Here is a 20433-nt window from a genome sequence, read left to right as displayed (position 1 = left end):
TGACGCGAAGGGGCATCGCGGCCGGCTATTCGATCCTCGGGTACGCTCCGGCCGCCGAGAAGGAGCGCGCGACATGAGCCGCTTCGAAGCATCGCTCGACGTTGCCCGTAAGTGCGCGCGGCTCATCGTCATGACATCGGCCGGCATGCCCTCGACCGAGCGGCCCGACGCCAACGCGCACGCAACTCCAAGGAAAGATCCAGGCCATGACTTTCAAGCCTAGCCAGTTTCGTTTGGCCAATCCACGCCGTCTCGCGCCCTGGGCCGCCATGCTCGCCGCTACCGTTCTGCTGGCCGCCTGCTCGCAGGAGACCAGCGCTCCCGCCGGCATGGGCGCGGCCGGCAAACCGGAAGTCGGTTTCGTCACCTTGCATCCGCAATCGGTCGCGATCACAGCCGAATTGTCGGGGCGCACGGCGGCCTCGCTGGTTGCCGAGGTGCGCCCGCAAGTGAACGGCATCATCCAGCAGCGCCTGTTCAAGGAGGGCAGCGAGGTTGCGGCGGGGCAGCCGCTCTACCTGATCGATCCGGCAAGCTACAAGGCGGCCTATGACAGCTCGGTCGCGGCGCAGCAGAAGGCGGAAGCGGCGGTGCCTACGGCGCAGGCCAAGTTCGATCGTTATGCCGGCCTGTTGAAGCAGAACGTCGTTTCCAAACAGGATTATGACGATGCCGCCGCTACGCTGGCGCAGGCCCAGGCCGATGTCGCCTCGGCCAAGGCGAGTGCCGAGACGGCGCGCATCAGCCTCGACCGCACCTCGATCACCGCGCCGATCGCCGGCCGCATCGACAAATCCACGCTGACGCCTGGAGCGCTGGTCACCGCCAACCAGGACACGGTGCTGACCACCATCCGCGCGCTCGATCCGATCAATGTCGATGTCACGCAATCGAGCACCAATCTGCTCAATCTGCGCCAGGCGATCTCGGAAGGGCGGCTGAAGTTCAGCGGCCCCAATGTCAGCGTCAAGCTGAAGCTCGAGAACGGCACCATCTACACGCAGACCGGCAAGCTGGAATTCGCCGGCGCCAATGTCGACCAGACCACCGGCACCTTCGCGCTGAGGGCCGAGTTCCCCAACCCCGACCGCCTGCTGCTGCCCGGCATGTATGTGCGCGCGCTGGTCGAGGAAGGTGTCGCCCAGAATAGTTTCTTGGTGCCGCAGCGCGCGGTCAGCCGCAACACCAAGGGCGAGGCGACGGCCATGGTCATCAATGCCGCGGGGAAGGTCGAGACGCGGGTGCTCGCAATGCGCAACAGCGTCGGCAACAACTGGCTGGTGGATTCGGGTGTCGGCGACGGCGATCGTGTCATCGTCGAGGGCATGCAGCTGGTGCGCCCCGGCGGCGATGCGACGGGTGTCGAAGTGACGATCGACGAGACGACCGGCGAGGTCAAGGATCGCGGGCAGACGTCGGCCATACCCGGCTCTTCCCAGACGGATAGCGGCAAGCAACCGGCGCCTGCCGCCGCGACCGGGAACTGAGCGATGTCCGTATTCTTCATCAATCGGCCGATCTTCGCCTGGGTGATCGCCATCGTGATCATGCTGGGCGGCCTCTTGGCGCTCACCTCGCTGCCGATCTCGCAATATCCGCAGATCGCGCCGACCACGGTCAACATCAGCGCCACCTATCCGGGCGCCGATGCGCAGACGGTGGAAAACTCGGTGACCAAGGTCATCGAGCAAGGCATGACCGGCATCGATAATCTCGACTACATGACAGCGACGTCGACCTCGACCGGTTCGGCCTCGATCACGCTGACCTTCACCACCGCAGCCGATCCCGACACCGCCCAGGTGCAGACGCAGAACAAGCTGCAGCTGGTGCAGTCGCAGCTGCCGCAGGTGGTGCAGAGCAATGGCATCACCGTTTCCAAATCCTCGACCGGCTTCCTGATGGTCATCGGCTTCGTCTCGACCGACGGCAAGATGAATTCGACCGATCTCGCCGACTATGTCGATGCCACCGTCAACGACACGCTGAAGCGCGTCGAGGGTGTCGGCTCGACGCAGCTGTTCGGTTCCGGCTATGCCATGCGCATCTGGCTCGACCCGGACCAGCTCGCCAAATATGCCTTGATGCCGAGCGACGTTGCTACCGCCATCGAAGCACAGAACACGCAGGTTTCGGCCGGCCAGCTCGGCGGCCTGCCCGCGCGCAAGGGCCAGCAGCTCAATGCCACCGTGACGGCCAAGAGCCGGCTGCAGACCGCCGAACAGTTCCGCAACATCATCCTGAAGAGCCAGACGGACGGCTCGCTGGTCCGATTGAATGACGTCGCCACCGTCGAACTCGGCGCCGAAAGCTATACGACGCAAGCCAACTACAATGGCAAGCCGGCGGCCGGCGTCGCCGTCAACCTGGCGACCGGCGCCAACGCCATCAACACCGCCGAGGCGGTGCGCTCGACGATCGCCCGGCTGAGCTCGACCTTCCCGCAAGGGGTCGAGGTCGTCTATCCCTACGACACCTCGCCCTTCGTGCGGCTGTCGATCGAGGAGGTGGTCAAGACGTTGGCCGAGGCGATCGTTCTGGTGTTCCTGGTGATGTTCATCTTCCTGCAGAATTTGCGCGCCACCATCATCCCGACGATCGCCGTGCCGGTGGTGCTGCTCGGCACGTTCGGCGTGCTGTCGCTGTTCGGCTATTCCGTCAACACGCTGACCATGTTCGCCATGGTGCTCGCCATCGGCCTTTTGGTCGACGACGCCATTGTCGTCGTCGAGAACGTCGAGCGCGTCATGCAGGAGGAAGGCCTGTCGCCGAAGGAGGCGACGCGCAAGTCGATGAAAGAAATCACGGGCGCTCTGATCGGCATCGCCACCGTGCTTTCGGCGGTGTTCGTGCCGATGGCTTTCTTCGGCGGTTCGACTGGCATCATCTACCGGCAATTCTCGGTGACCATCGTCTCTGCGATGGTGCTGTCCGTGCTGGTCGCACTGGTGCTGACGCCCGCACTGTGCGCCACGATCCTGCGGCCGCCTAAGGACCACGCGACACAGACGGGTCCATTCGGCTGGTTCAACCGTGTCTTCGATCGCGGCACAACAGCCTATCGCGACGGCTCGCACGGCATCATCAACCGGTCCTGGCGCTTTCTCGTCGTGTTCCTGGCCATCGTCGTCGCCGTGGGTTGGATGTTTGCACGGCTGCCAAGTTCGTTCCTGCCGGAAGAGGACCAGGGCATCCTGATCACCAGTGTGCAGCTGCCGGTCGGCGCGACGCAGGACCGCACCGAGCGCGTGCTGGCTGAAGTGACCGACCATTATCTCAAAGAGGAGAAAGATGCCGTCGATGGGGTGTTCACCGCTTCCGGCTTCGGCTTCGGCGGCGCCGGGCAGAACGTCGGCATCGCCTTCGTGCGGCTGAAGGATTTCGACCTGCGAAAATCGCCTGCCATGGCCGCACAGGCGATCGCAGGCCGCGCCATGGGTGCGTTCTCCAAGATCAGGGATGCGCAGGTCTTCGCGCTTGCCCCGCCCGCTATCCAGGGGTTCGGCAACACCAACGGCTTCGATTTCTATCTGCAGGACGTCAATGGCGCCGGCCATGACGCGCTGATCCAGACGCGCAACCAGCTGCTGGCCCTGGCCGGGCAGAGCAAGGTACTCGCCAACACAAGGCCCAACGGCCAGGAGGACCAGCCGCAATTCTCGGTCGACATCGACCAGGAAAAAGCCAGCGCGCTGGGCGTCAGCCTTGCCGACATCAACAACACGCTGTCGACCGCATGGGGCAGCGACTACGTCAACGATTTCATCGACCGCGGACGGGTGAAGCCTGTCTACCTGCAATCGGATCCGAATTTCCGCATGCAGCCGGAAGATCTGGGGAAATGGCAGGTCCGCAATGCCAACGGCGCCATGGTGCCGTTCTCGGCCTTCGCCTCCAGCCACTGGACATTCGGCTCGCCCAGGCTCGAACGCTACAATGGTTCGGCGGCGGTCGAGATCCAGGGCGCGGCGGCCACAGGCGTCAGCTCGGGTGCCGCGATGGACGAGATCGACAAGCTTGTCGCGCAGCTGCCCGCCGGATACTCCCACGAATGGACCGGGCTGTCGCATCAGGAGAAGCTGTCCGGCAACCAGGCGCTGTCGCTCTATGCGATCTCGGCGCTGGTCGTATTCCTGTGCCTGGCAGCACTTTATGAGAGCTGGTCGATCCCGTTCGCGGTCATGCTCTCGGTGCCGATCGGCATCTTCGGCGCGCTGCTGGCGGCGAGCCTGTTCGGCCAGTCCAACGACGTCTATTTCAAGGTCGGCCTGCTGACCACGATCGGTCTCGCCGCCAAGAACGCCATCCTCATCGTCGAGTTCGCCATCGAGCGGCAGACAGCCGGGATGGGGCTCATCGAGGCGACGCTGGAGGCAGCGCGACAGCGGCTGCGGCCGATCCTGATGACGTCGCTGGCCTTCATCCTCGGCGTGCTGCCGCTGGCGATTGCTAGTGGTGCTGGCTCCGGCGCGCAGAACTCAGTCGGCATCGGCGTCATGGGTGGCATGATCGCGGCGACCGTGATCGGCGTGTTCCTGGTGCCGCTGCTGTTCGTCACGGTGCGGCGCATCTTCAAGGGCAAGGTGGCAAAACAAGATACGGGCGAGACGCCGGTGACGGCCAACCAGCAATAAGGAAACTTCACATGACAGGTTTGGAACGTGGCTCGGTGGCCGCGGGGCGGCTCCTTGCGCCTATGCTCACCGCTGTCCTGGTTGCAGGATGCGTCGTCGGTCCGGATTATCAGGCGCCCATCCTGGCGATGCCGGCAAGCTGGAGCGGCCAGAAGCAGGCGAAGCCGGCCCAGCCGGCGCAGCTGTCGAGATGGTGGCAGCGGCTGCGCGATCCCGAGCTGAACACGCTGGTCGAGGAAGCTGTTGCCGGCAATCTCGATGTCGCCACCGCCAGGGCCAAGATCCGCGAGGCGCGCGCCAGTTATCGCCAGAGCACCGGCACGTTGCTGCCGTCGGTGGACGGCTCCGGCTCGGTGACCCGCAACAAGTCGGCCGAGACTACGTCAGGCTCGAACGCTACCTACAGCGAGTACCAGGCCGGCTTTGACGCCAGCTGGGAACTCGACCTGTTCGGCGCCAACCGCAGGGGCGTCGAGGCCGCGCGCTACGGGCTGGACGCCTCGCGGGAGGAGTTGCGCTCAACGCTTCTGACGCTGGTCGGCGACGTCGCGTCCACTTATGCCCAGGCGCGCGGCTATCAGGCGCGCGCCGCGCTCGCCAGGCGCTCCGCCGTATCGCAACGGCAGACCGCCGAACTCACCCGCACCATGGCGCAGGCGGGCACCGCAACCGCCGCCGATGTCGCCAAGGCGATGGGGCAGGCGGCGAGCACCGAAGCCGCGGTGCCGACACTGGAAGCAAGCTATGCCGAGGCCGTGCATCGTCTCTCGGTGCTGACCGGCCGCCCGCCGGCTGCACTCAGCGAGCGGCTGAAGCGCGGCGCGCCGATCCCGACGCCGCGCCTGCCGATCCCGACCGGCATTCCCGCCGATATCCTGCTGTCGCGTCCCGACGTGCGCATGGCGGAACGGCAATACGCGCAATACACCGCCAAGATCGGCCAGGCCGAGGCGGCCCGCTATCCCTCGGTCAGCCTGACCGGAGACATCAGCACGGCGGCGCTGAAGCTCGGCGACCTCGGCAAGAATTCGTCGATAGGCTGGTCGTTCGGGCCGACGCTCAGCGTGCCGATGTTCAATGCCGGCCAGCTCAAGGCGGCCGTCGAGGTCGCCAAGGCGCAGCGCGACCAATATTTCATCGCCTACCGGTCTTCGGTTCTGACTGCGCTCGAAGACGTGGAGAACGCGCTCGTGCTGTTGTCGCAGGAGCGCATCAGGATCGGCAGGCTGGCCTCTTCGGCGAAATCCTATGGCGATGCGGCACAGCTCGAAGGCACGCTCTACAAGGCCGGCGAGACCAGCCTTCTCGACGTGCTCGACGCCCAGCGTTCGCTCTACTCGGCCGAAGATTCGCTGCTGCAGAGCCGCGTCCTGCTGGCGACCAACTACATAGCCCTCAACAAGGCGCTTGGCGGCGGTTGGGACGGCGCGGTCGACAGCGCGAGGCCGGAGATCGTCGACGTCAAGGTGGGGCCAAGGATGGCGGCGAAACTGGCGGCGCGGTAACCGGCTCCCAGTTTCCTGGCCGTGCCCCAGCAGGCAGTTGCCCGCTGCCTCACGACAGGCAGGTCGGTTCGGCCTATCCCGATGCCGTCGACGCGGCTTGCGCCGAGCGGCAGGGAAGGGTGAAATTGAAATGACATCGACGCCGGTTGCCCGTCGCGAAGCCGCGCCCTTGCCCGTCGCGGCACTGATGGGCGCCATGGTGTCGATCCAGATCGGCGCCACCTTCGCCAAGAGTCTCTTCCCGCAGATAGGCGCGCAAGGCACGACGACGCTCAGGCTGGTCATCGGCGCGCTGATGCTGATCGCCGTGCTGCGGCCCTGGCAGATGCGGCCGTCGCGCGCCACCTTGCCGTGGCTGGTCGCTTATGGGGTGACGCTGTGTGCGCTCAACCTACTGTTTTATGCAGCACTTGCCAGGATCCCGCTCGGCGTCGCGGTGGCGCTGGAGTTCTCCGGGCCGCTTCTGGTGGCGACGCTGGCCTCGCGGCATGCCACCGACTTTGCCTGGATCGCGCTGGCGGTGGCGGGCATCGTGCTGTTGTCGCCCTTCGTTCATTCACTCGCACCGCTCGACCCGACCGGAGTGATGCTGGCGCTGGCGGCCGGCGGCTTCTGGGCGCTCTATATCGTGCTGGCCCAGAAGGCCGGCGCGGAACTGGGCTCGCGCACCACCGCCTACGGCATGGCCATCGCCGCGGTGCTGGTGCTGCCCTTCGGCGTGGCGCAAGCGGGAACCGCGCTGCTGGCGCCGTCGATCCTGGTCAGTGCCTTGCTCGTCGGCCTGTTTTCCAGCGCGCTGCCGTTCTGGCTGGAGATGGTGGCGCTGACCCGGATGCCGGCACGCATCTACGGCACGCTGACCTGCCTGGAGCCGGGACTGGGCGCGCTGGCCGGCTTCCTGTTCCTGCACGAGAGCCTGACCACCACGCAATGCGCCGGGATCGCAGCCGTCATTGCCGCGGCTTTCGGTGCTGCGGTCACGTCGAAGCCACCGGTGCCGTCGCCGGAGTAGGGGCGGGCGGTTTCATGGACCGCGCGGCGATGTCATTTCCGCCCGTCGTCAGAACTTGATACCGAGATCGACCTTGGCGCCCTGATCGATGCCGCCGCCGCCGAATTGCCCGGCATAGGACAGGCCGAGCGTGGCATTGGCAGCGAGATGCAGGTCGAGCCCAGCTTCGACAAGGGCCGCGTCCCTGGCGATCGGCACGCCGGCGATGGTGAAGAGATCGCCGCCGGCAAAGGCAAAGGTCGAGCTTGGCATGACATCACCGAAGGCATGGCGCCAGCCGAGCATGCCGCGCGCGGTGGCATTCACACCGCCGAGCGCAAAATCCGTCGAGCCGCGCAGGCCTAGCGTGGTGAAGGTGGCATCGGTGGTCGAGCCGGCACTGGTCAGCGCGGCAGCACCGCCCGTTTCGCTGAAGCCATCGGTGTGCACGCTGACATAGGCGAGGTTGGCGAAGGGCTCGAACTTGAATTGTCCGGCATCGGCCTTGTAAGCGAGCTCGCCGAAGACCTGCGCGGTGCCGGCATCGTAGTCGGCCGACAGCGCGTCGGCGAAACCGTTGAAAGCGACGGCGCGTTTGGTCGAGAGGCTGTTCCAGCTGTAGGCGGCGCCGGTGCGGAAAGCGATGGCGCCCCAGTTGGTGCCGCCATAGAGGCCGAGATGATAGCTGTCGGCGTCGCCGCTGGAGTTGCGATCGTCGGCATCAAGGTTCGAATGGCTGTAACCGCCGATCAGGCCGACGCGCCAGCTGCCGAGTTGGGTGTCGGCGCCGGCCAGCAGGCCGCCGGTCGAGCGGTCGAAGGCGGCGGCGTTGCCGTCGGAGTCCGTATTGCCCCAGGAACCAAAAGCCTGGCCCCAAACGGCGAAACGGTCGGTGTCGGCGGCGACCATTTCCGGGCCGCCCTCGCCATATGCCATGACGGGCAATGCGGCTGCGCCAACATCACCGAAGGCGGCGCGGATGCGGCTGGTGGCGGCGTCGCGGATGAAACGGCTGTCTTCCAGCAGCATGCCCTTGGCCGAGGCATGGATCTCGCCCGACAGCTGGTCGAAGGCATCTTGTGCGGCGGCTTCGCTCGGCAAAGCAAAGATAGCATCAAACAGCGGATTGCCACTGCCAAGGCCTTCGGCGCCGGTGCCGGTGGCGATCTGGTTGGGCGTCAGGCCGACCTGTGCGAAGGACTTTGCCTGCACCGCATCGAGATAGACATGCGTCGGGTCGTAACTGGCGGAGAGTCCGGTGAACGGTCCTAGCCCGCTGATCGTATAGGTGCCGGTAACGCCCATGTCGGCCTGCAGCACCGTGTAATGTGTGCCCGCCACGTAAGGTGCGGCGTCCGTCTTGATCACATCAAGGACCGCGCCGGCGGCGATCGTCGCCGTGCCCGTCGCGTGGATGAGATCGGACTGGCCGGTCGAGTTCAGTTCGACCTGGTAGATCGAGCCCGCCGCCTGGTCGAGATTGCCCGCGACATTGAGCGTGCCGATCGAATTGCCTGGCGCGATGATGCCGCCCGACTGCGCCACGATGCCGCCCACCGTGCCGTTGCCGCCCAGCGTGCCGCCCGTGATCGTCACCAGCGAGTTGGCCAGCGAACCGTTCACGGCCAGCCGTCCGCCGCTCACATTGGTCGCGCCGGTGAAGCCGCTCGAATCGGCGGTCAGGTTGGTGTTGCCGGCGATCTGGTTGATCGTGCCCAGTCCGCTGATGCCGGCATCGAACGCATAATTTGTATTGGTATGGTTGAAATTGAGCGCACCGGTGCCGAGGCCGAACTGCAACGTGGCCGAGCCGAGGACACCGGCGCCCGTCGCCGCGGCGCCTGCCGCGCCGCCGATGTTAAGCGTGCCGGTCGAGCCGGCCTGGCTGGCGATCACGGTAGCCAAGTCCACCAGAGCGGTGCCGTCGTTGGAGAGCGTCACCGAAGCCGTGCCGCTGACACCGATCACCAGCTCGCCGTGCATCTCCCACAGCGAAGTCGGGCCGTCGACCGTTGCCTGGCCCGTGGCATCGGCACCGATCGCCATGGCGGTGAGGCCGCCGGAGGCGATGCCGCCATTGGTGACGGCAAGAGTGCCGCTTCCGAGACCACCGAGCAACATGCCGTTCTTGTTGGTCCATTTCGAGCCCATGCCGTCGACGGCAACTGCACCTGTGGCCGTTGCTGACTGGCCGACAAAGACGTGATCGGCGTCCGCCGAACCTTCGTTGGAAATGGAAAGTGTCGCGTGACCGCTGCCGCCGACAGCAAGAAGATCATCGGTGCTCCAGGAGGATCCGGGCCCGTCTACCGTCACGGTCGCCGTGGCTGTATCGAATTCGCCAAGGCTCGCGGCCTGGTTGGCGACGAAGCCGCCATTGGTGATCTGGAGCGTACTGGCGCCCTTGAAGCCGACGAGCAGGTCGCCGGAATTCGTCCAGGTCGAACCCTGTCCATCGACCGAGACCTCGCCTTCCGAACCGATTTCGAGCGCGACATAGCCACTGGCGTTGCTGACAGCGCCGCCGTTTGAAATCGTCAGCGTGCCGCTGCCGCCGTAGCCAACAACGAGATTTCCGTTGTTCATCCAGGAGCCCGCGCTGTTGATCTCCGCAGTACCGATCGAGCCGGCTTCGTAGCCAAGGTAGCCCGAGTCATTGCTGACGTTGCCGCCATTCGAGACTGTCAGCGCGCCCTTGCTGGCACGGCCGACGTAGAGATTGCCGTTATTCGTCCACTTCGATCCGGTACCGTCGACAGCCACCGCGCCGGTCGAACCCACCGTATTGCTGATATAGCCCCAGTCATTGCTGACAACACCGCCGTTGGTGATCGATAAAGTGCCGTTGCCGAGATCGCCGACACCCAGGTTGGAGCTGTTGGTCCAGGTTGAGCCGGCACCGTCGACTGACACCATGCCGGTCGAGCCTGCCTTCGCGCCAATAGCCCCCCAGCTGTTGCTGACAGCGCCGCCTTGGATGATCTGCAGAGCGCCCTTGCCGAAATCGCCGACGATCAGCGATCCGCTGTTTGTCCAAGTCGAGTCGGCGACGATCACGATGCCGGTCGAGCCCGCCGACTTGCCGACATAGGCCCTGTCGTTGCTGACAGCGCCGCCGTTGCTGATCGCCAGAGTGCCGGTGCCGAAATCGCCGACAGCCAGGTTGGAACTGTTGGTCCAGGTCGAGCCGGCATTTTCGACGAACACGGTGCCGGTCGAGCCGGCATTCGCGCCAATAGCCCCCCCGCTGGAGCTGACGCCGCCGCCGTGGCTGATCGCCAGAATGCCGGTGCCGAAATCGCCGACACTCAGCGATCCGCTGTTTGTCCAGGTCGAGTTGTCGACGAACACCTTGCCGATCGAACCCGCCAAGGCGCCAACATAACCCGAAGCATTGCTGACCTTTCCGCTGCTCGAGATCATCAACGTGCCTGTCCCGTCGAGGCCGACGGACAAATTTCCGCTGTTGGTCCAGGTCGAACCTGCGCCGCCGACAAACGCCATGCCGGTCGAGCCCGCCGATTTGCCAACATAGGCCGCGTCGTTGCTGACTGCGCCGCCGTTGATGATTACCAGCTCGCCGTCGCCATCATAGCCGACATAGAGCGCTCCAATGTTTGTCCAGGCCGCATCATCGATCGTCACCGAACCGGTCGAACCTGAATATCGGCCAATATAGGCGCTGTCGCTGCTGACCTTGCCGCCGTTGGAAACCGTCAGCGCGCCAACGCCGGAACTGCCGACCGTGAGGCCATCAGTGTTAAGCCACGTCGAGCCGGCGCCATCGATCTTTACGACGCCTTGAGCGTTGCTGCCGCCGGCAACAATACCCACAACATCCGTCACGACACCGCCATTGAGGATATCGAGCGTAGCCAGCCCGAAACTACCAACCACCAGACTGCCGCTGGTCCACGAGGAACCGGCACCTGTTACGGTGCCATCAGAAGTCGAGTTATCCCCCCAGGATAAGAATGCTCGGTCGGTCGTCAACGTACCGCTCGAAATGACAAGGCTGCCGTCCGAAGAACCTGTAAAGCCAAGGTAAATATCGTCCGCAAAAGCACTGCCAGCGTTGATAACAGTCGGATTCGGTATCGTTGTGCTGATATATACAATATCGGCCGCCGTCGGGACCGACCCAGCGCTCCAGTTTCCGGCGGTAAACCAATCCGTGGAGGTGGTGCCGAACCAGAAATCGGCTGCTTTGGCGGCGATTGGCTGGCCAAGACCGACCAGAGCGGTCGACGTCAGCGCCAGATACTTCAACGCCTTTGCCTTGCGGCATCCAAATATATTCTGCAGCATTCAATCCCCTGACATGGCAGTCATTTCAGCCTAGGGCCGACATGTCACCGGAGCCCGGTTGTTGTCTTGGGCAGGACCGCACTGGAATTGGACTGGAGCGAGGTGCCGTGCTTTTTCCCTGCACTGTGGCAGTTTGGCGCCATCGATCTCGCGGGATCTCGGCTTTTAACAGTGAGGGAATCGGAAATCGGGTCGTGTTTCCGGTATCCGGATTCTACCTGGCGCTCGTTGGCGTGTAACCGAAGCGGCGGCGAAAGCAGCGGTTGAAATACGACACGTCGCTGAAGCCGCTGATCATGGCAATTTCGCTGACGCGCATCTCGCTATTCTGTCTCTGCGAAAGCATTTTGTGGGCGGTCTGCAGGCGCAGTTCGAGAACGCGCTCGGAAAAGCTGATACCCGTCTCCTGCAGGAGATCGTGAACATAGCGCGCCGACAAGCCGAGTTCTTGCGCGACGCCCTGCGCCGAGATGCCGGGGTTGGAAAAATTCTCGGCAATCTTTGCCAGCACCGCCTGCAGCCTGGCCGCCGGCAACCCGCGCAAGCCCGCCAATTCGGCAGGCTCGCCTTTGGCGCCTGTCACCAGGCCGATCAAATCGACGATCGTTTCCGTCGCGTGGGCGATCAGATCGGGCGAGACGAGAGGGCGGCCGGTTTCAAGGAGTTGGCAATAACGCTTGAGAAAATCGAGAGCTTCGTTCTCGGCGCCGATCTTCAACGCGAGCCTGTCATCGATCTGCGGGAAGGCCTGTGTCAGGACAGCGCGCGGGACCACAACGTTTGTCCAAACATTGCTGTCGGAACCGTTCATTTTCAGCGCCTCCGATGCCGTGACGAGGACCGCTTCTCCCTGTCCGACACCATAGTCGCGGCCAACCTGTGCCCCGGTCAGCAGCGTGTCGGATTTGTTGATCAGTAGGAGATAACCGTCGTTGCCGTCATCGGCGATATTGCTTGCCTTCCTCGTCGCATGCTTGATCGTTCCCGACATCTGGCCGAGAACCAGTGATCCGACAGCCGTGGCTTCGATCGCGGCTTGGAAAGGCAGGTTTTCCGATATGCCGTATTCGACCGACCATATTTCCGCGACATGGATATCTTGCCAGAGGGAAAATCGATCGCGGTCACTGAGATGCGACGGCAGTTGAGTCGATGAAAACACCGTCTTTCGCGACAATGGAACCCCCCGGTGACCACAACTTCAAAGAATATCGAACGAAATGTCTTCTAGTCCAGGACGGTTAATCATCTGGCGTTCAACTGATTGAATTGAACCCATAACCAAGTATAACATCGCATGGCGTCACCCGAAAGTATGACGCCGCAAAATCCTTCAAGTGAGATCGGCCTTTTGACAACGAGGCGCCGCCCGCCATCCATGGAAGTGGGCACGTGAAATGGAGGCGTGGTGGAGAGACTGAGCGGCGAAGTCCTTTCTTCGATCATTGGCGATATCTACGATTGCGTTTTGAACCCCGACGGCTGGGCCGGGGTAATGACCCGGATCACAGAGGCGGTCGACGCAGCCTACACGACCATCGCGCTTGCCAGCACTGCCGGAAATCATGGCCGCTTCGCGGCCCAATCGCCCTGGGATCCCGTGCAGATGCGCGTGCTCCAGGAGGATTATGACTTTGACGCAATTCCCGGGCTGAAGGCCGCGGTTGTCGGCGACATCGACACGCCCGTTGCGACGCTGTCGCATATGAGCGAAGCCGACCTCCAGCAGACGCCATTTTTCCAGAATTGGGCCAAACCGCAGGGATTGCGCGAAGCCTGCATCACCAAATTCGTCCATACGCCGGACCGGATCGGGCTCATGGGCTGCACCACGCGGGCCGACAGAGGAATCATATCAGCTGAAGAACAGCGCTTCCTGGCATTGCTCTCGCCGCACCTGCGCCGTGCGTCCTTGATTGGAGATCTGCTCGATCAGGCCCGCGTGACCGCCAATCTTTATCGCCAGGTGCTCGATCATCTCGCCGTGCCTGTCGTTCTTACCGGCGCCAACGGGGCAATCCTCCATGCCAATGGGGCTGCCGAACGGATGTTTTCGCTGCAAGGTCCCATTCTTTCCAGGAATGGCCTGCTCCAGGTGCAGAATTCGGCGGTGGCCCGCGCCCTGCTGGATGCAATCGCCAGTGCCGCGAGCGCGGATGCCTCGCTTGGCTCCCGCGGTATAGGCCTGCCCATTTCTGCCCCGGGTCAGCCGCCCGCCGTCGCCTACATATTGCCGTTGACCGAAGGAACCGCTCGCGCGGCTTTCCGGCCCGCCTGTGCCGCCGTCTTCGTTTCGACCACGACGTCTTCTTCTCCACTCCCGGAAGCCGTTCTCGCCACTCTCTTCGATCTTACGCCCGCGGAGGCGCGGGTCCTGCTGCGCATCGGCAGCGGATTGTCCGCGTCGAAGAGCGCGCTGGCGCTCGGTATCGGTGAAAACACCTTGAAGACCCACCTCAACCGCATCTTCGCCAAAACCGGCACGAGACGCCAAGCCGATCTCGTCAAACTCGTCTCGGATATAGGCACGCCGCTGGCAGCTCAGTGAAGGGCGCTGATATCGACGAGTCTCCGGACTTTGCCCTTCACATGTATTCTGAAGGTGCGGCAAGGATACTGTGCCTGCACGGGACAGTGCGCTTCTCTGCCTGCCGGCCAATCACTTTGGCAGCCCTCAGCCCCGCCACGGCGGCTCCGGCGCGAAGCGCTTGCCGATCCAGTCGGCGAAGGCGCGGGTCTTGGCGGCTTGTCCCTTGGTTGAGGGCGTGACGACATAGATCGCGCCTTCGTCGGCCAGCGTCCAGTCCTCCAGGATTGGCACCAACCGTCCGTCGGCGAGCTCGCGGCCGACCAGCCAGTCGGTGCTCATCATCAGGCCGACGCCTTGCACGGCGGCCTCGACCAGCACCTCGGCATCATCGGTGACCAACGGCCCGGAGACCTCGACGCGCACGCTCCGGCCCTCGCGGTCGGTCATCTCCCAGGCGGGAAAGGTCTGGAAACCGCTGAAGCCCAGGCAGGAATGTTCGAGCAGTGCCCGCGGTGTCTCCGGCCTGCCCCTTCGGGCGAGATAGGAGGGGGCGGCGCAGAGCAGCCGCCGCCGCGTCGCCACCTTGCGCGCCACCAGGCGCGAATCCTCCAGCGCGCCGAGCCGCACGGCGACGTCGAAATTCTCGGCGACCAGATCGGCGAAACGGTTGGAGAATTCGGCTTCGATGCGGACATCGGGAAATTCGGCAAGGAATTGAGGCAGCAGCGGCCCGATCCACATGCGCCCGAACGTGCCTGGCAGCGCCAACCTGAGCAGACCGCGCGGGCCGCCGCCGGCATGCGCCGACGCGGCAGCCTCGGCCTCGTCCACGGAGGCGAGGATGGCGCGCACCCGCACCAAGAATTCGGCGCCCGCTTCGGTCAGCGATACGCTGCGCGTCGTGCGACGGAGCAGCCTGACGCCCAGCCGCTCCTCCAGCGATTGCAGGCGCCGCGACAAGATGGTCGCGTCGCGCCCGACACGCGCCGCCGCCCTGGTGAAGGAACGCGCCTCGGCGATGGCCGCGAAGGCCGCCATTTCGGCAAGGGTCATCGACTCGTAGGATTGCTGCATAAATCACAGTACTGAAATGTGAAAAGCTAGGATTATCCAGACATATCGCATCAGATAGCTTCACTCAACCCATCAATCGTCCCACCGGAGTGAAACCATGAAAGCCATCGAACTGAGCCAACCCAGGCTGGACGCCTTCCGCGCCGCCACCATTGCCACCCCCGAACCGCAGCGCGGCGAGGTGCTGATCCGCCAGCGTGCGGCGAGCCTCAACTTTGTCGATGTCGCGGTGGCGAGCGGCAATTATCCCGGACCGAGCTTTCCGCTCGTCCCAGTCGCCGACGGCGCCGGCGAGATCGCCGCGCTGGGCGAGGGGGCTACGGGATTCGCCGTCGGCGATCGCGTCATCGTCCATGCCAAGCCACGCTGGATCGGTGGCCGGCCGCGGCCTTACGAGATGACGCAGATGCGCGGCGTCTCGCTGCCGGGGTCGCTGGCCGAATATGTCGCGCTGCCGGGCAATTCGGTCGTGCCGATGCCGGCGCATCTCTCCTTCGAGGCGGCGTCGACGCTGCCGATCGCCGGCACCACCGCCTGGAACGCCATCCGTGCCGCCGATGTCGGGCCGGGCTCGGTCGTCGTGCTGCTCGGCACCGGCGGCGTCTCGATTTTCACTTTGCAGCTTGCGAAAGCCGCCGGCGCCACCGTCGTCATCACCTCGTCGTCGGACGAGAAGCTGGAGCGGGCGAAGGCACTGGGCGCCGATCATCTCATCAACTATCGCGCGACGCCCGACTGGGACGGCAAGGTGCTGGAACTGACCGGCGGCCTCGGCGCCGACCTTGTCGTCGAGACCGGCGGCACCGCCACCTTCGCCCGCGCCGTCAACGCCACCGCGCCTGGCGGAACGCTGTTCACTATCGGCTTCGTCACCGGCGCCGAGGCCACCATCAACCTGCTGCCGATCATCATCAAGGCATTGAAGGTGGTCGGCAACAACACCGGATCGGTGTCCGACCTTCGCGACGCCGCCCGCGCCATCGGTGCGGCCAGGATCGAGCCGGTCGTCGACAAGGTGTTTTCGCAGAACGAAGCGGTCGAAGCCTACACACACATGGCCGCCGGCGGCCTGCACTTCGGCAAGCTAGTGTTCGGGTTGGAGTGGTAGGGAAGCGGATAATCTCCCCCGCAAGGGCAGGGCTATCGCATATGGAACTCCTGAGATGTCTGCGCGGCACGGACCCCCACCCCTAACCCCTCCCCACAAGGGGGAGGGAGACTTCCGTTGCCGCTGACCTAGGCGAATCGCTGTCTTTCGGCGCCAAAGAAGAAATAAAGGCACGCGGCAGCGTTCCCTCCCCCTTGTGGGGAGGGTTAGGGTGGGGGTCTTCTTCGCAAGAATCCATATGCGATAGCCCTGCCCACAAGAGGGAGATCACGCTCTCACCCTCAGATCAGCTTCTCCAGCGTGATCGGCAAATCCCGAACCCGTTTGCCCGTCGCATGAAACACCGCGTTGGCGATCGCGGGGGCGACGCCGACGATCGCCAGTTCACCCACGCCCTTGCCGCCGAGCACCGAGGAGTGCAGGTCGGGGACGCCGACCGAGATCACCTCGATGTCGGGAATGTCGGCATTGGTCGGCACCAGGTAATCGGCGAGGTTGTTATTGACAATGCGGCCATGGCGGCGGTCGACGATGCCTTCTTCGAGCAGCGCCTGACCGATGCCCATGATGATGCCGCCCTTCCACTGGCTTTCGGCGAGCTTCGGGTTGTAGAGCCGACCCGAATCCAGCGCCGACACCACGCGCGACACGCGCACCGTGCCGAAATCCTCGTCGACGCGCACCTCGATGAAGTGCGCGCACCAGCTATGGCGGGAGTAGTCGCCCTCGGTGTGCGGCAGCGCCATGGCGATGGTGGTGTAGTTCTTGTAGCGATCCTCTGGCGTCGAGTTGGCCGGCATGGTGTCTCCGGTGGCTTCGATGTGGTCGCGGCCGACGCTTGTGAGCAACTCGGCGATCGAGACATCGGGGCCGTCGCCGCGCGGCGACGCGATGCGGCCGTTGGCGACCACCAAAGTGTTCGCCTGCAGCGCGTGGAAGGGCGAGCGTGGATCGCTGATCGCCAGCCCGATCAGCTGGTCGAGCGCCGAGGTCGCCGCCTTATGGACAGCGCCGGTCATTACACCGGCCAGCCGCGACCCGCCGGCGACGCCGGCGCGGGGAAAGCGCGAGTCACCGAGCTTCACCACGACATGATCGGCCGGCACGCCGACCGTTTCGGCGGCGGTCTGCACCAGGATGGTGTAGGTGCCCTGGCCCATGTCGATCGAGGAGCTTTCGACCTCGACCGAGCCGTCGGCCAGGATGCGCACGATCGCCTCGCCATAGGCGCGCCGCACCGGATAGGTGCCGGCGGCGACGCCCCAGCCGATCAGCTGGTTGCCGTCGCGCATCGAGCGCGGTTCGGGCGTGCGCCTGGACCAGCCAAAGCGTTCCGCGCCGGTGGCAAAAGCCTCGCGCAACTGCCTGGTCGACCAGGCTTTTTTCGCTTCCGGATCCTGCTCGGCATAGTTTCTCAGCCGGATTTCCAGCGGATCGATGCCGACCTCGTAGGCGAGTTCGTCAATGGCGCTCTCGATGCCGAAGGCAGAGGGGTTTTCGCCCGGCGCGCGCATGGCGCCCGGCACCACTGAATTGACCCGCACGACGTTCTGCTTAGAGGAGAAATTCGGCGTCGCGTACATGATCGAGGTGACCGATCCGAGCGGCTCGACCCACATGCCGTCCATCGACGTCTCGTTAATGCCGCGATGCACGATCGACTGGATTTTTCCTTGCCGGTCGGCGCCGATCGTCACCGTCTGGCGCGTCGCCGCGCGGCCACCGTAACCGGTGAAGGTCTGCGGCCGTGTCATCACCAGCCGCACTGGCCGGCCGAGCATTTTGGCGGCACATGCCGCCACCGCGCCATGGCTGAGCGCCAGCGCCTTGGAGCCGAAGCCGCCGCCAATATAGGGCGAGACCAGGCGCACATTTTCGAACGGCACGCCGAACCATTCGGCATAGGTGCGCGCCATGCCGTCCAGCCACTGGCTCGGCTCCCAAACGGTGAGCTGATCGCCCTCCCAGCGGGCGATCAGGCCATGCGGCTCCATCGGCGCCTGGTATTCGCGCGGCGTGTTGTAGGCGGCGCAGATGCGCACCGGGGCCGAGGCGAAGGCGGCTTGCGCGTCGCCCCATTCCTTGGTCATGGCGTCGATCGGGATGCCGTCGCCGGCCTTGCCGTCGCTGAGGTCGACGATGGAAGGCGTCTCGTCATAGCTGACCTTGACCAATGCCGCCGCCGCAACCGCCTGCTCGAAGGTCTCGGCGACGACAGCGGCGACATGCTGGCCCGAAAAGGTGATGTCGCGCGCCAGCGGGCAATAGGGCTTGTCCGGCGGCGGCGTGCCGAACCAGTCCGCCGCTGTCCTCAGGCTGATGATGGTGTCAGGCGTCAGCACTTGCAGCACGCCAGATGCCGCCTGCGCCTCCGCGGTGTCGATCGAGCGCACCTTACCCGATGCAATCGTGCTTTCGACCAGCACGGCATAGGCGAGGCCTTCGAGCTGTTGCTCGACGGCGTATTTGGCGGCACCGGTGACCTTGGCCGGGCCGTCGACGCGCGACAGCCGGCCGCCGACGGCTTGCGCCAGCGCGCCGTCGGACGCGTCGCCATGTCTGATGTTGTGAACGGTCATGCCGTCTCTCCCATTTTGAGGATGGCGCGCGCGACGACACGCGGCGCCAGTTCAATCTTGTAATGGTTGGCGCCATGGTCGACGGCGCCTTCGATCGCGAGCAGGCTGGCAGCGCGGACAGCATCTGGTTCCAGCACCTTGCCCTTCAGCGCGTCCTCCACGGCTCGCGCCCGCCAGGGTTTGGTCGCGACGCCGCCAAGCGCGACGCGCAGGTCACGGACGGTGCGCCCATCGGCCTCGAACTCGATGCCGACGGCGGCACTCGCCGCGGCAAACTCATAGGATTGCCGATCGCGGATCTTCAGATAGGTCGAACGCCGGGCAGAGGCCGAGCCGGGGATCTCGATGGCGGTGATCATCTCGCCCGGTTCGATCGCGTGTTCCCTGTTCGGCGTGGTGCCGGGCAGCAGGAAAAAATCGTCCGCCGGGACCTGGCGATCGCCGAGATGCACGATCGCGTCGAAGGCGACAAGCGCCACGGCGAGGTCACCCGGATACATGGCGATGCAGGCTTCGCTGATGCCGAGTACCGCATGGCCCCTTGTGACGCCGCCGATGGCCGAACAGCCGCTGCCGGGTTCCCGCTTGTTGCAGGCGGGGAAATTCGCCGGATCGCGGAAGTAAGGACAGCGCGTGCGCTGCATCAGATTGCCGCCGATGGTCGCCATGTTGCGGATCTGTGCGGAAGCCGCCTGCCACAGCGCTTCCGAGACGGCTGGGAAGCGGCTCTTGATGCCGTCGTGGTCGGCGACGTGGCTCATCCTGGCGAGCGCGCCGATGATGGCGCCGCGCTCGTTCACCTCGATGCCGTTCAGCCCCGTGAGATGGGTGATGTCGACCAGCGTCTCGGGCTCGGCGACGCCGCATTTGGCGAGGTCGATGAGCGTGGTGCCGCCGGCGAACAGCATGGCACCGGGCATGGCGGCTGCCCGTCTTGCCGCATCGACCGAGCCGGCGCGCAGATAGGAAAAATCCTTCATGATGCGACCTCCAATGCAGCCTGGCGAACGGCGGCGACAATGTGCGGATAAGCGCCGCAGCGGCAGAGATTGCCGGCCATGTATTCGCGAATCTCGTCATCCGAGCCGGCATGGCCTTCGCGGATGCAGGCCACCGCCGACATGATCTGGCCGGGCGTGCAATAGCCGCACTGGAAGGCGTCCTGTTCGAGGAAGGCAGCCTGCACGGGATGCATTTCGCCCTCCCGTGCAAGCCCCTCTATGGCGGTGACGGTGCGGCCCTCGACTTGCGCGGCCAGGGTCAGGCAGGCCAGCACGCGCTCGCCATCGACATGCACGGTGCAGGCACCGCACTGGCCGTGGTCGCAGCCCTTCTTGGTGCCGGTCAGGCCGAGCCGATCGCGCAAGGCGTCGAGCAGCGTGACGCGCGGCTCGAGTTGCAGCTCGTGATGGTGGCCATTGATATCGAGATGGACGGGGATTGTGGTTTTGGTCATGGGCGTCTGGCTCCAGTTGCTTGACGCGGATGGGAAGGAATGGGCAGGCGATGGCTAATCTCCCCCCTTGAGGGGGAGATGCCCGGCAGGGCAGAGGGGTTCGGTTCGACCGGGTGCAACCTCCTGCGACGAATGAAGGTTAGCGCTCTATGTGAGGCGACCCCCTCTGTCGCCTTCGGCGACATCTCCCCCTCGAGGGGGGAGATAACGCTCTTCGCGGCCTTCGCCAGTCTCCAGTGACCTTGCGG

13 protein-coding genes are annotated in these 20433 nt (G+C 64.7%); 7 read left to right on the top strand and 6 right to left on the bottom strand.

Annotated elements, in window-relative coordinates:
• The first annotated feature begins 73 nt into the window (after window positions 1-73).
• From NKI38_RS23315 to NKI38_RS23295, 5 genes are all read left to right on the top strand, one after another.
• Window positions 74-223: a hypothetical protein gene (locus NKI38_RS23315; RefSeq protein ID WP_352661214.1), complete on the top strand. Its 150-nt coding sequence runs from the start codon at window positions 74-76 to the stop codon at window positions 221-223.
• Window positions 207-1487: an efflux RND transporter periplasmic adaptor subunit gene (locus NKI38_RS23310; protein WP_502899361.1), complete on the top strand. Its 1281-nt coding sequence runs from the start codon at window positions 207-209 to the stop codon at window positions 1485-1487. The genes NKI38_RS23315 and NKI38_RS23310 overlap by 17 nt, the downstream gene beginning before the upstream one ends.
• Window positions 1488-1490: 3 nt before the next feature.
• Complete coding sequence (locus NKI38_RS23305; protein WP_352661211.1) at window positions 1491-4634, top strand: efflux RND transporter permease subunit; 3144 nt, start codon at window positions 1491-1493, stop codon at window positions 4632-4634.
• Window positions 4635-4645: 11 nt separating this feature from the next.
• Window positions 4646-6139, top strand: coding sequence for an efflux transporter outer membrane subunit (locus NKI38_RS23300; RefSeq protein WP_352661208.1), 1494 nt, complete (start codon window positions 4646-4648; stop codon window positions 6137-6139).
• A gap of 130 nt (window positions 6140-6269) precedes the next feature.
• The gene (locus NKI38_RS23295) at window positions 6270-7151 is read left to right on the top strand and encodes an EamA family transporter (RefSeq protein WP_352661205.1); all 882 of its coding nucleotides are present in this window, start codon (window positions 6270-6272) and stop codon (window positions 7149-7151) included.
• A 48-nt stretch (window positions 7152-7199) separates the two neighbouring features.
• Here the strand turns inward: NKI38_RS23295 and NKI38_RS23290 are convergent, their stop codons facing one another.
• On the bottom strand, window positions 7200-11438 hold the full coding sequence (locus tag NKI38_RS23290; RefSeq protein WP_352661202.1) for an autotransporter outer membrane beta-barrel domain-containing protein: 4239 nt from the start codon (window positions 11436-11438) through the stop codon (window positions 7200-7202).
• A 214-nt stretch (window positions 11439-11652) separates the two neighbouring features.
• Window positions 11653-12600 carry an AraC family transcriptional regulator gene (locus tag NKI38_RS23285; protein ID WP_352661199.1) on the bottom strand — a complete coding sequence of 316 codons (948 nt, stop codon included), beginning with the start codon at window positions 12598-12600 and terminating at the stop codon, window positions 11653-11655.
• A gap of 246 nt (window positions 12601-12846) precedes the next feature.
• Here NKI38_RS23285 and NKI38_RS23280 point away from each other — a divergent pair, with 246 nt between their 5' ends.
• Complete coding sequence (locus NKI38_RS23280) at window positions 12847-13986, top strand: helix-turn-helix transcriptional regulator (RefSeq protein ID WP_352661196.1); 1140 nt, start codon at window positions 12847-12849, stop codon at window positions 13984-13986.
• Between the two features lie 126 nt (window positions 13987-14112).
• On the opposite strand, the gene NKI38_RS23275 is transcribed toward NKI38_RS23280, so the two are convergent.
• Entirely contained in the window at window positions 14113-15042 is a 930-nt protein-coding gene (locus NKI38_RS23275) for a LysR family transcriptional regulator (protein ID WP_352661193.1), read from the bottom strand.
• Window positions 15043-15139: 97 nt separating this feature from the next.
• Between NKI38_RS23275 and NKI38_RS23270 the strand changes: the two genes are divergently transcribed.
• A complete protein-coding gene (locus NKI38_RS23270) occupies window positions 15140-16150 on the top strand; it encodes a zinc-dependent alcohol dehydrogenase family protein (protein ID WP_352661191.1) in 1011 nt (336 codons plus the stop codon).
• Between the two features lie 281 nt (window positions 16151-16431).
• On the opposite strand, the gene NKI38_RS23265 is transcribed toward NKI38_RS23270, so the two are convergent.
• The 3 genes from NKI38_RS23265 to NKI38_RS23255 are packed head-to-tail and all read right to left on the bottom strand — an operon-like array spanning window position 16432 to window position 20185.
• On the bottom strand, window positions 16432-18729 hold the full coding sequence (locus tag NKI38_RS23265; protein WP_352661188.1) for a xanthine dehydrogenase family protein molybdopterin-binding subunit: 2298 nt from the start codon (window positions 18727-18729) through the stop codon (window positions 16432-16434).
• Window positions 18726-19709, bottom strand: a complete 984-nt coding sequence (locus NKI38_RS23260; RefSeq protein ID WP_352661185.1) for an FAD binding domain-containing protein — start codon at window positions 19707-19709, stop codon at window positions 18726-18728. Before NKI38_RS23260 ends, NKI38_RS23265 begins: the two co-directional genes overlap by 4 nt.
• Window positions 19706-20185 (bottom strand): (2Fe-2S)-binding protein, encoded by a 480-nt coding sequence (locus NKI38_RS23255; RefSeq protein ID WP_352661182.1) that lies wholly within the window; start codon window positions 20183-20185, stop codon window positions 19706-19708. The genes NKI38_RS23260 and NKI38_RS23255 overlap by 4 nt, the downstream gene beginning before the upstream one ends.
• Window positions 20186-20433 lie beyond the last annotated feature (248 nt).

The organism is Mesorhizobium sp. M0621 (assembly GCF_040320745.1).
In the GTDB taxonomy this organism is placed as follows: Bacteria; Pseudomonadota; Alphaproteobacteria; order Rhizobiales; family Rhizobiaceae; genus Mesorhizobium.
The sequence above is the reverse complement of the archived record's forward strand: the minus strand, read 5'-3'. Positions and strand labels throughout refer to the sequence as shown.

Coding starts and splice junctions, on each gene's coding strand:
- NKI38_RS23315 (WP_352661214.1), top strand. CDS start 74: ATGAGCCGCTTCGAAGCATCGCTCGACGTTGCCCGTAAGTGCGCGCGG.
- NKI38_RS23310 (WP_502899361.1), top strand. CDS start 207: ATGACTTTCAAGCCTAGCCAGTTTCGTTTGGCCAATCCACGCCGTCTC.
- NKI38_RS23305 (WP_352661211.1), top strand. CDS start 1,491: ATGTCCGTATTCTTCATCAATCGGCCGATCTTCGCCTGGGTGATCGCC.
- NKI38_RS23300 (WP_352661208.1), top strand. CDS start 4,646: ATGACAGGTTTGGAACGTGGCTCGGTGGCCGCGGGGCGGCTCCTTGCG.
- NKI38_RS23295 (WP_352661205.1), top strand. CDS start 6,270: ATGACATCGACGCCGGTTGCCCGTCGCGAAGCCGCGCCCTTGCCCGTC.
- NKI38_RS23290 (WP_352661202.1), bottom strand. CDS start 11,438: ATGCTGCAGAATATATTTGGATGCCGCAAGGCAAAGGCGTTGAAGTAT.
- NKI38_RS23275 (WP_352661193.1), bottom strand. CDS start 15,042: ATGCAGCAATCCTACGAGTCGATGACCCTTGCCGAAATGGCGGCCTTC.
- NKI38_RS23270 (WP_352661191.1), top strand. CDS start 15,140: ATGAAAGCCATCGAACTGAGCCAACCCAGGCTGGACGCCTTCCGCGCC.
- NKI38_RS23265 (WP_352661188.1), bottom strand. CDS start 18,729: ATGACCGTTCACAACATCAGACATGGCGACGCGTCCGACGGCGCGCTG.
- NKI38_RS23260 (WP_352661185.1), bottom strand. CDS start 19,709: ATGAAGGATTTTTCCTATCTGCGCGCCGGCTCGGTCGATGCGGCAAGA.
- NKI38_RS23255 (WP_352661182.1), bottom strand. CDS start 20,185: ATGACCAAAACCACAATCCCCGTCCATCTCGATATCAATGGCCACCAT.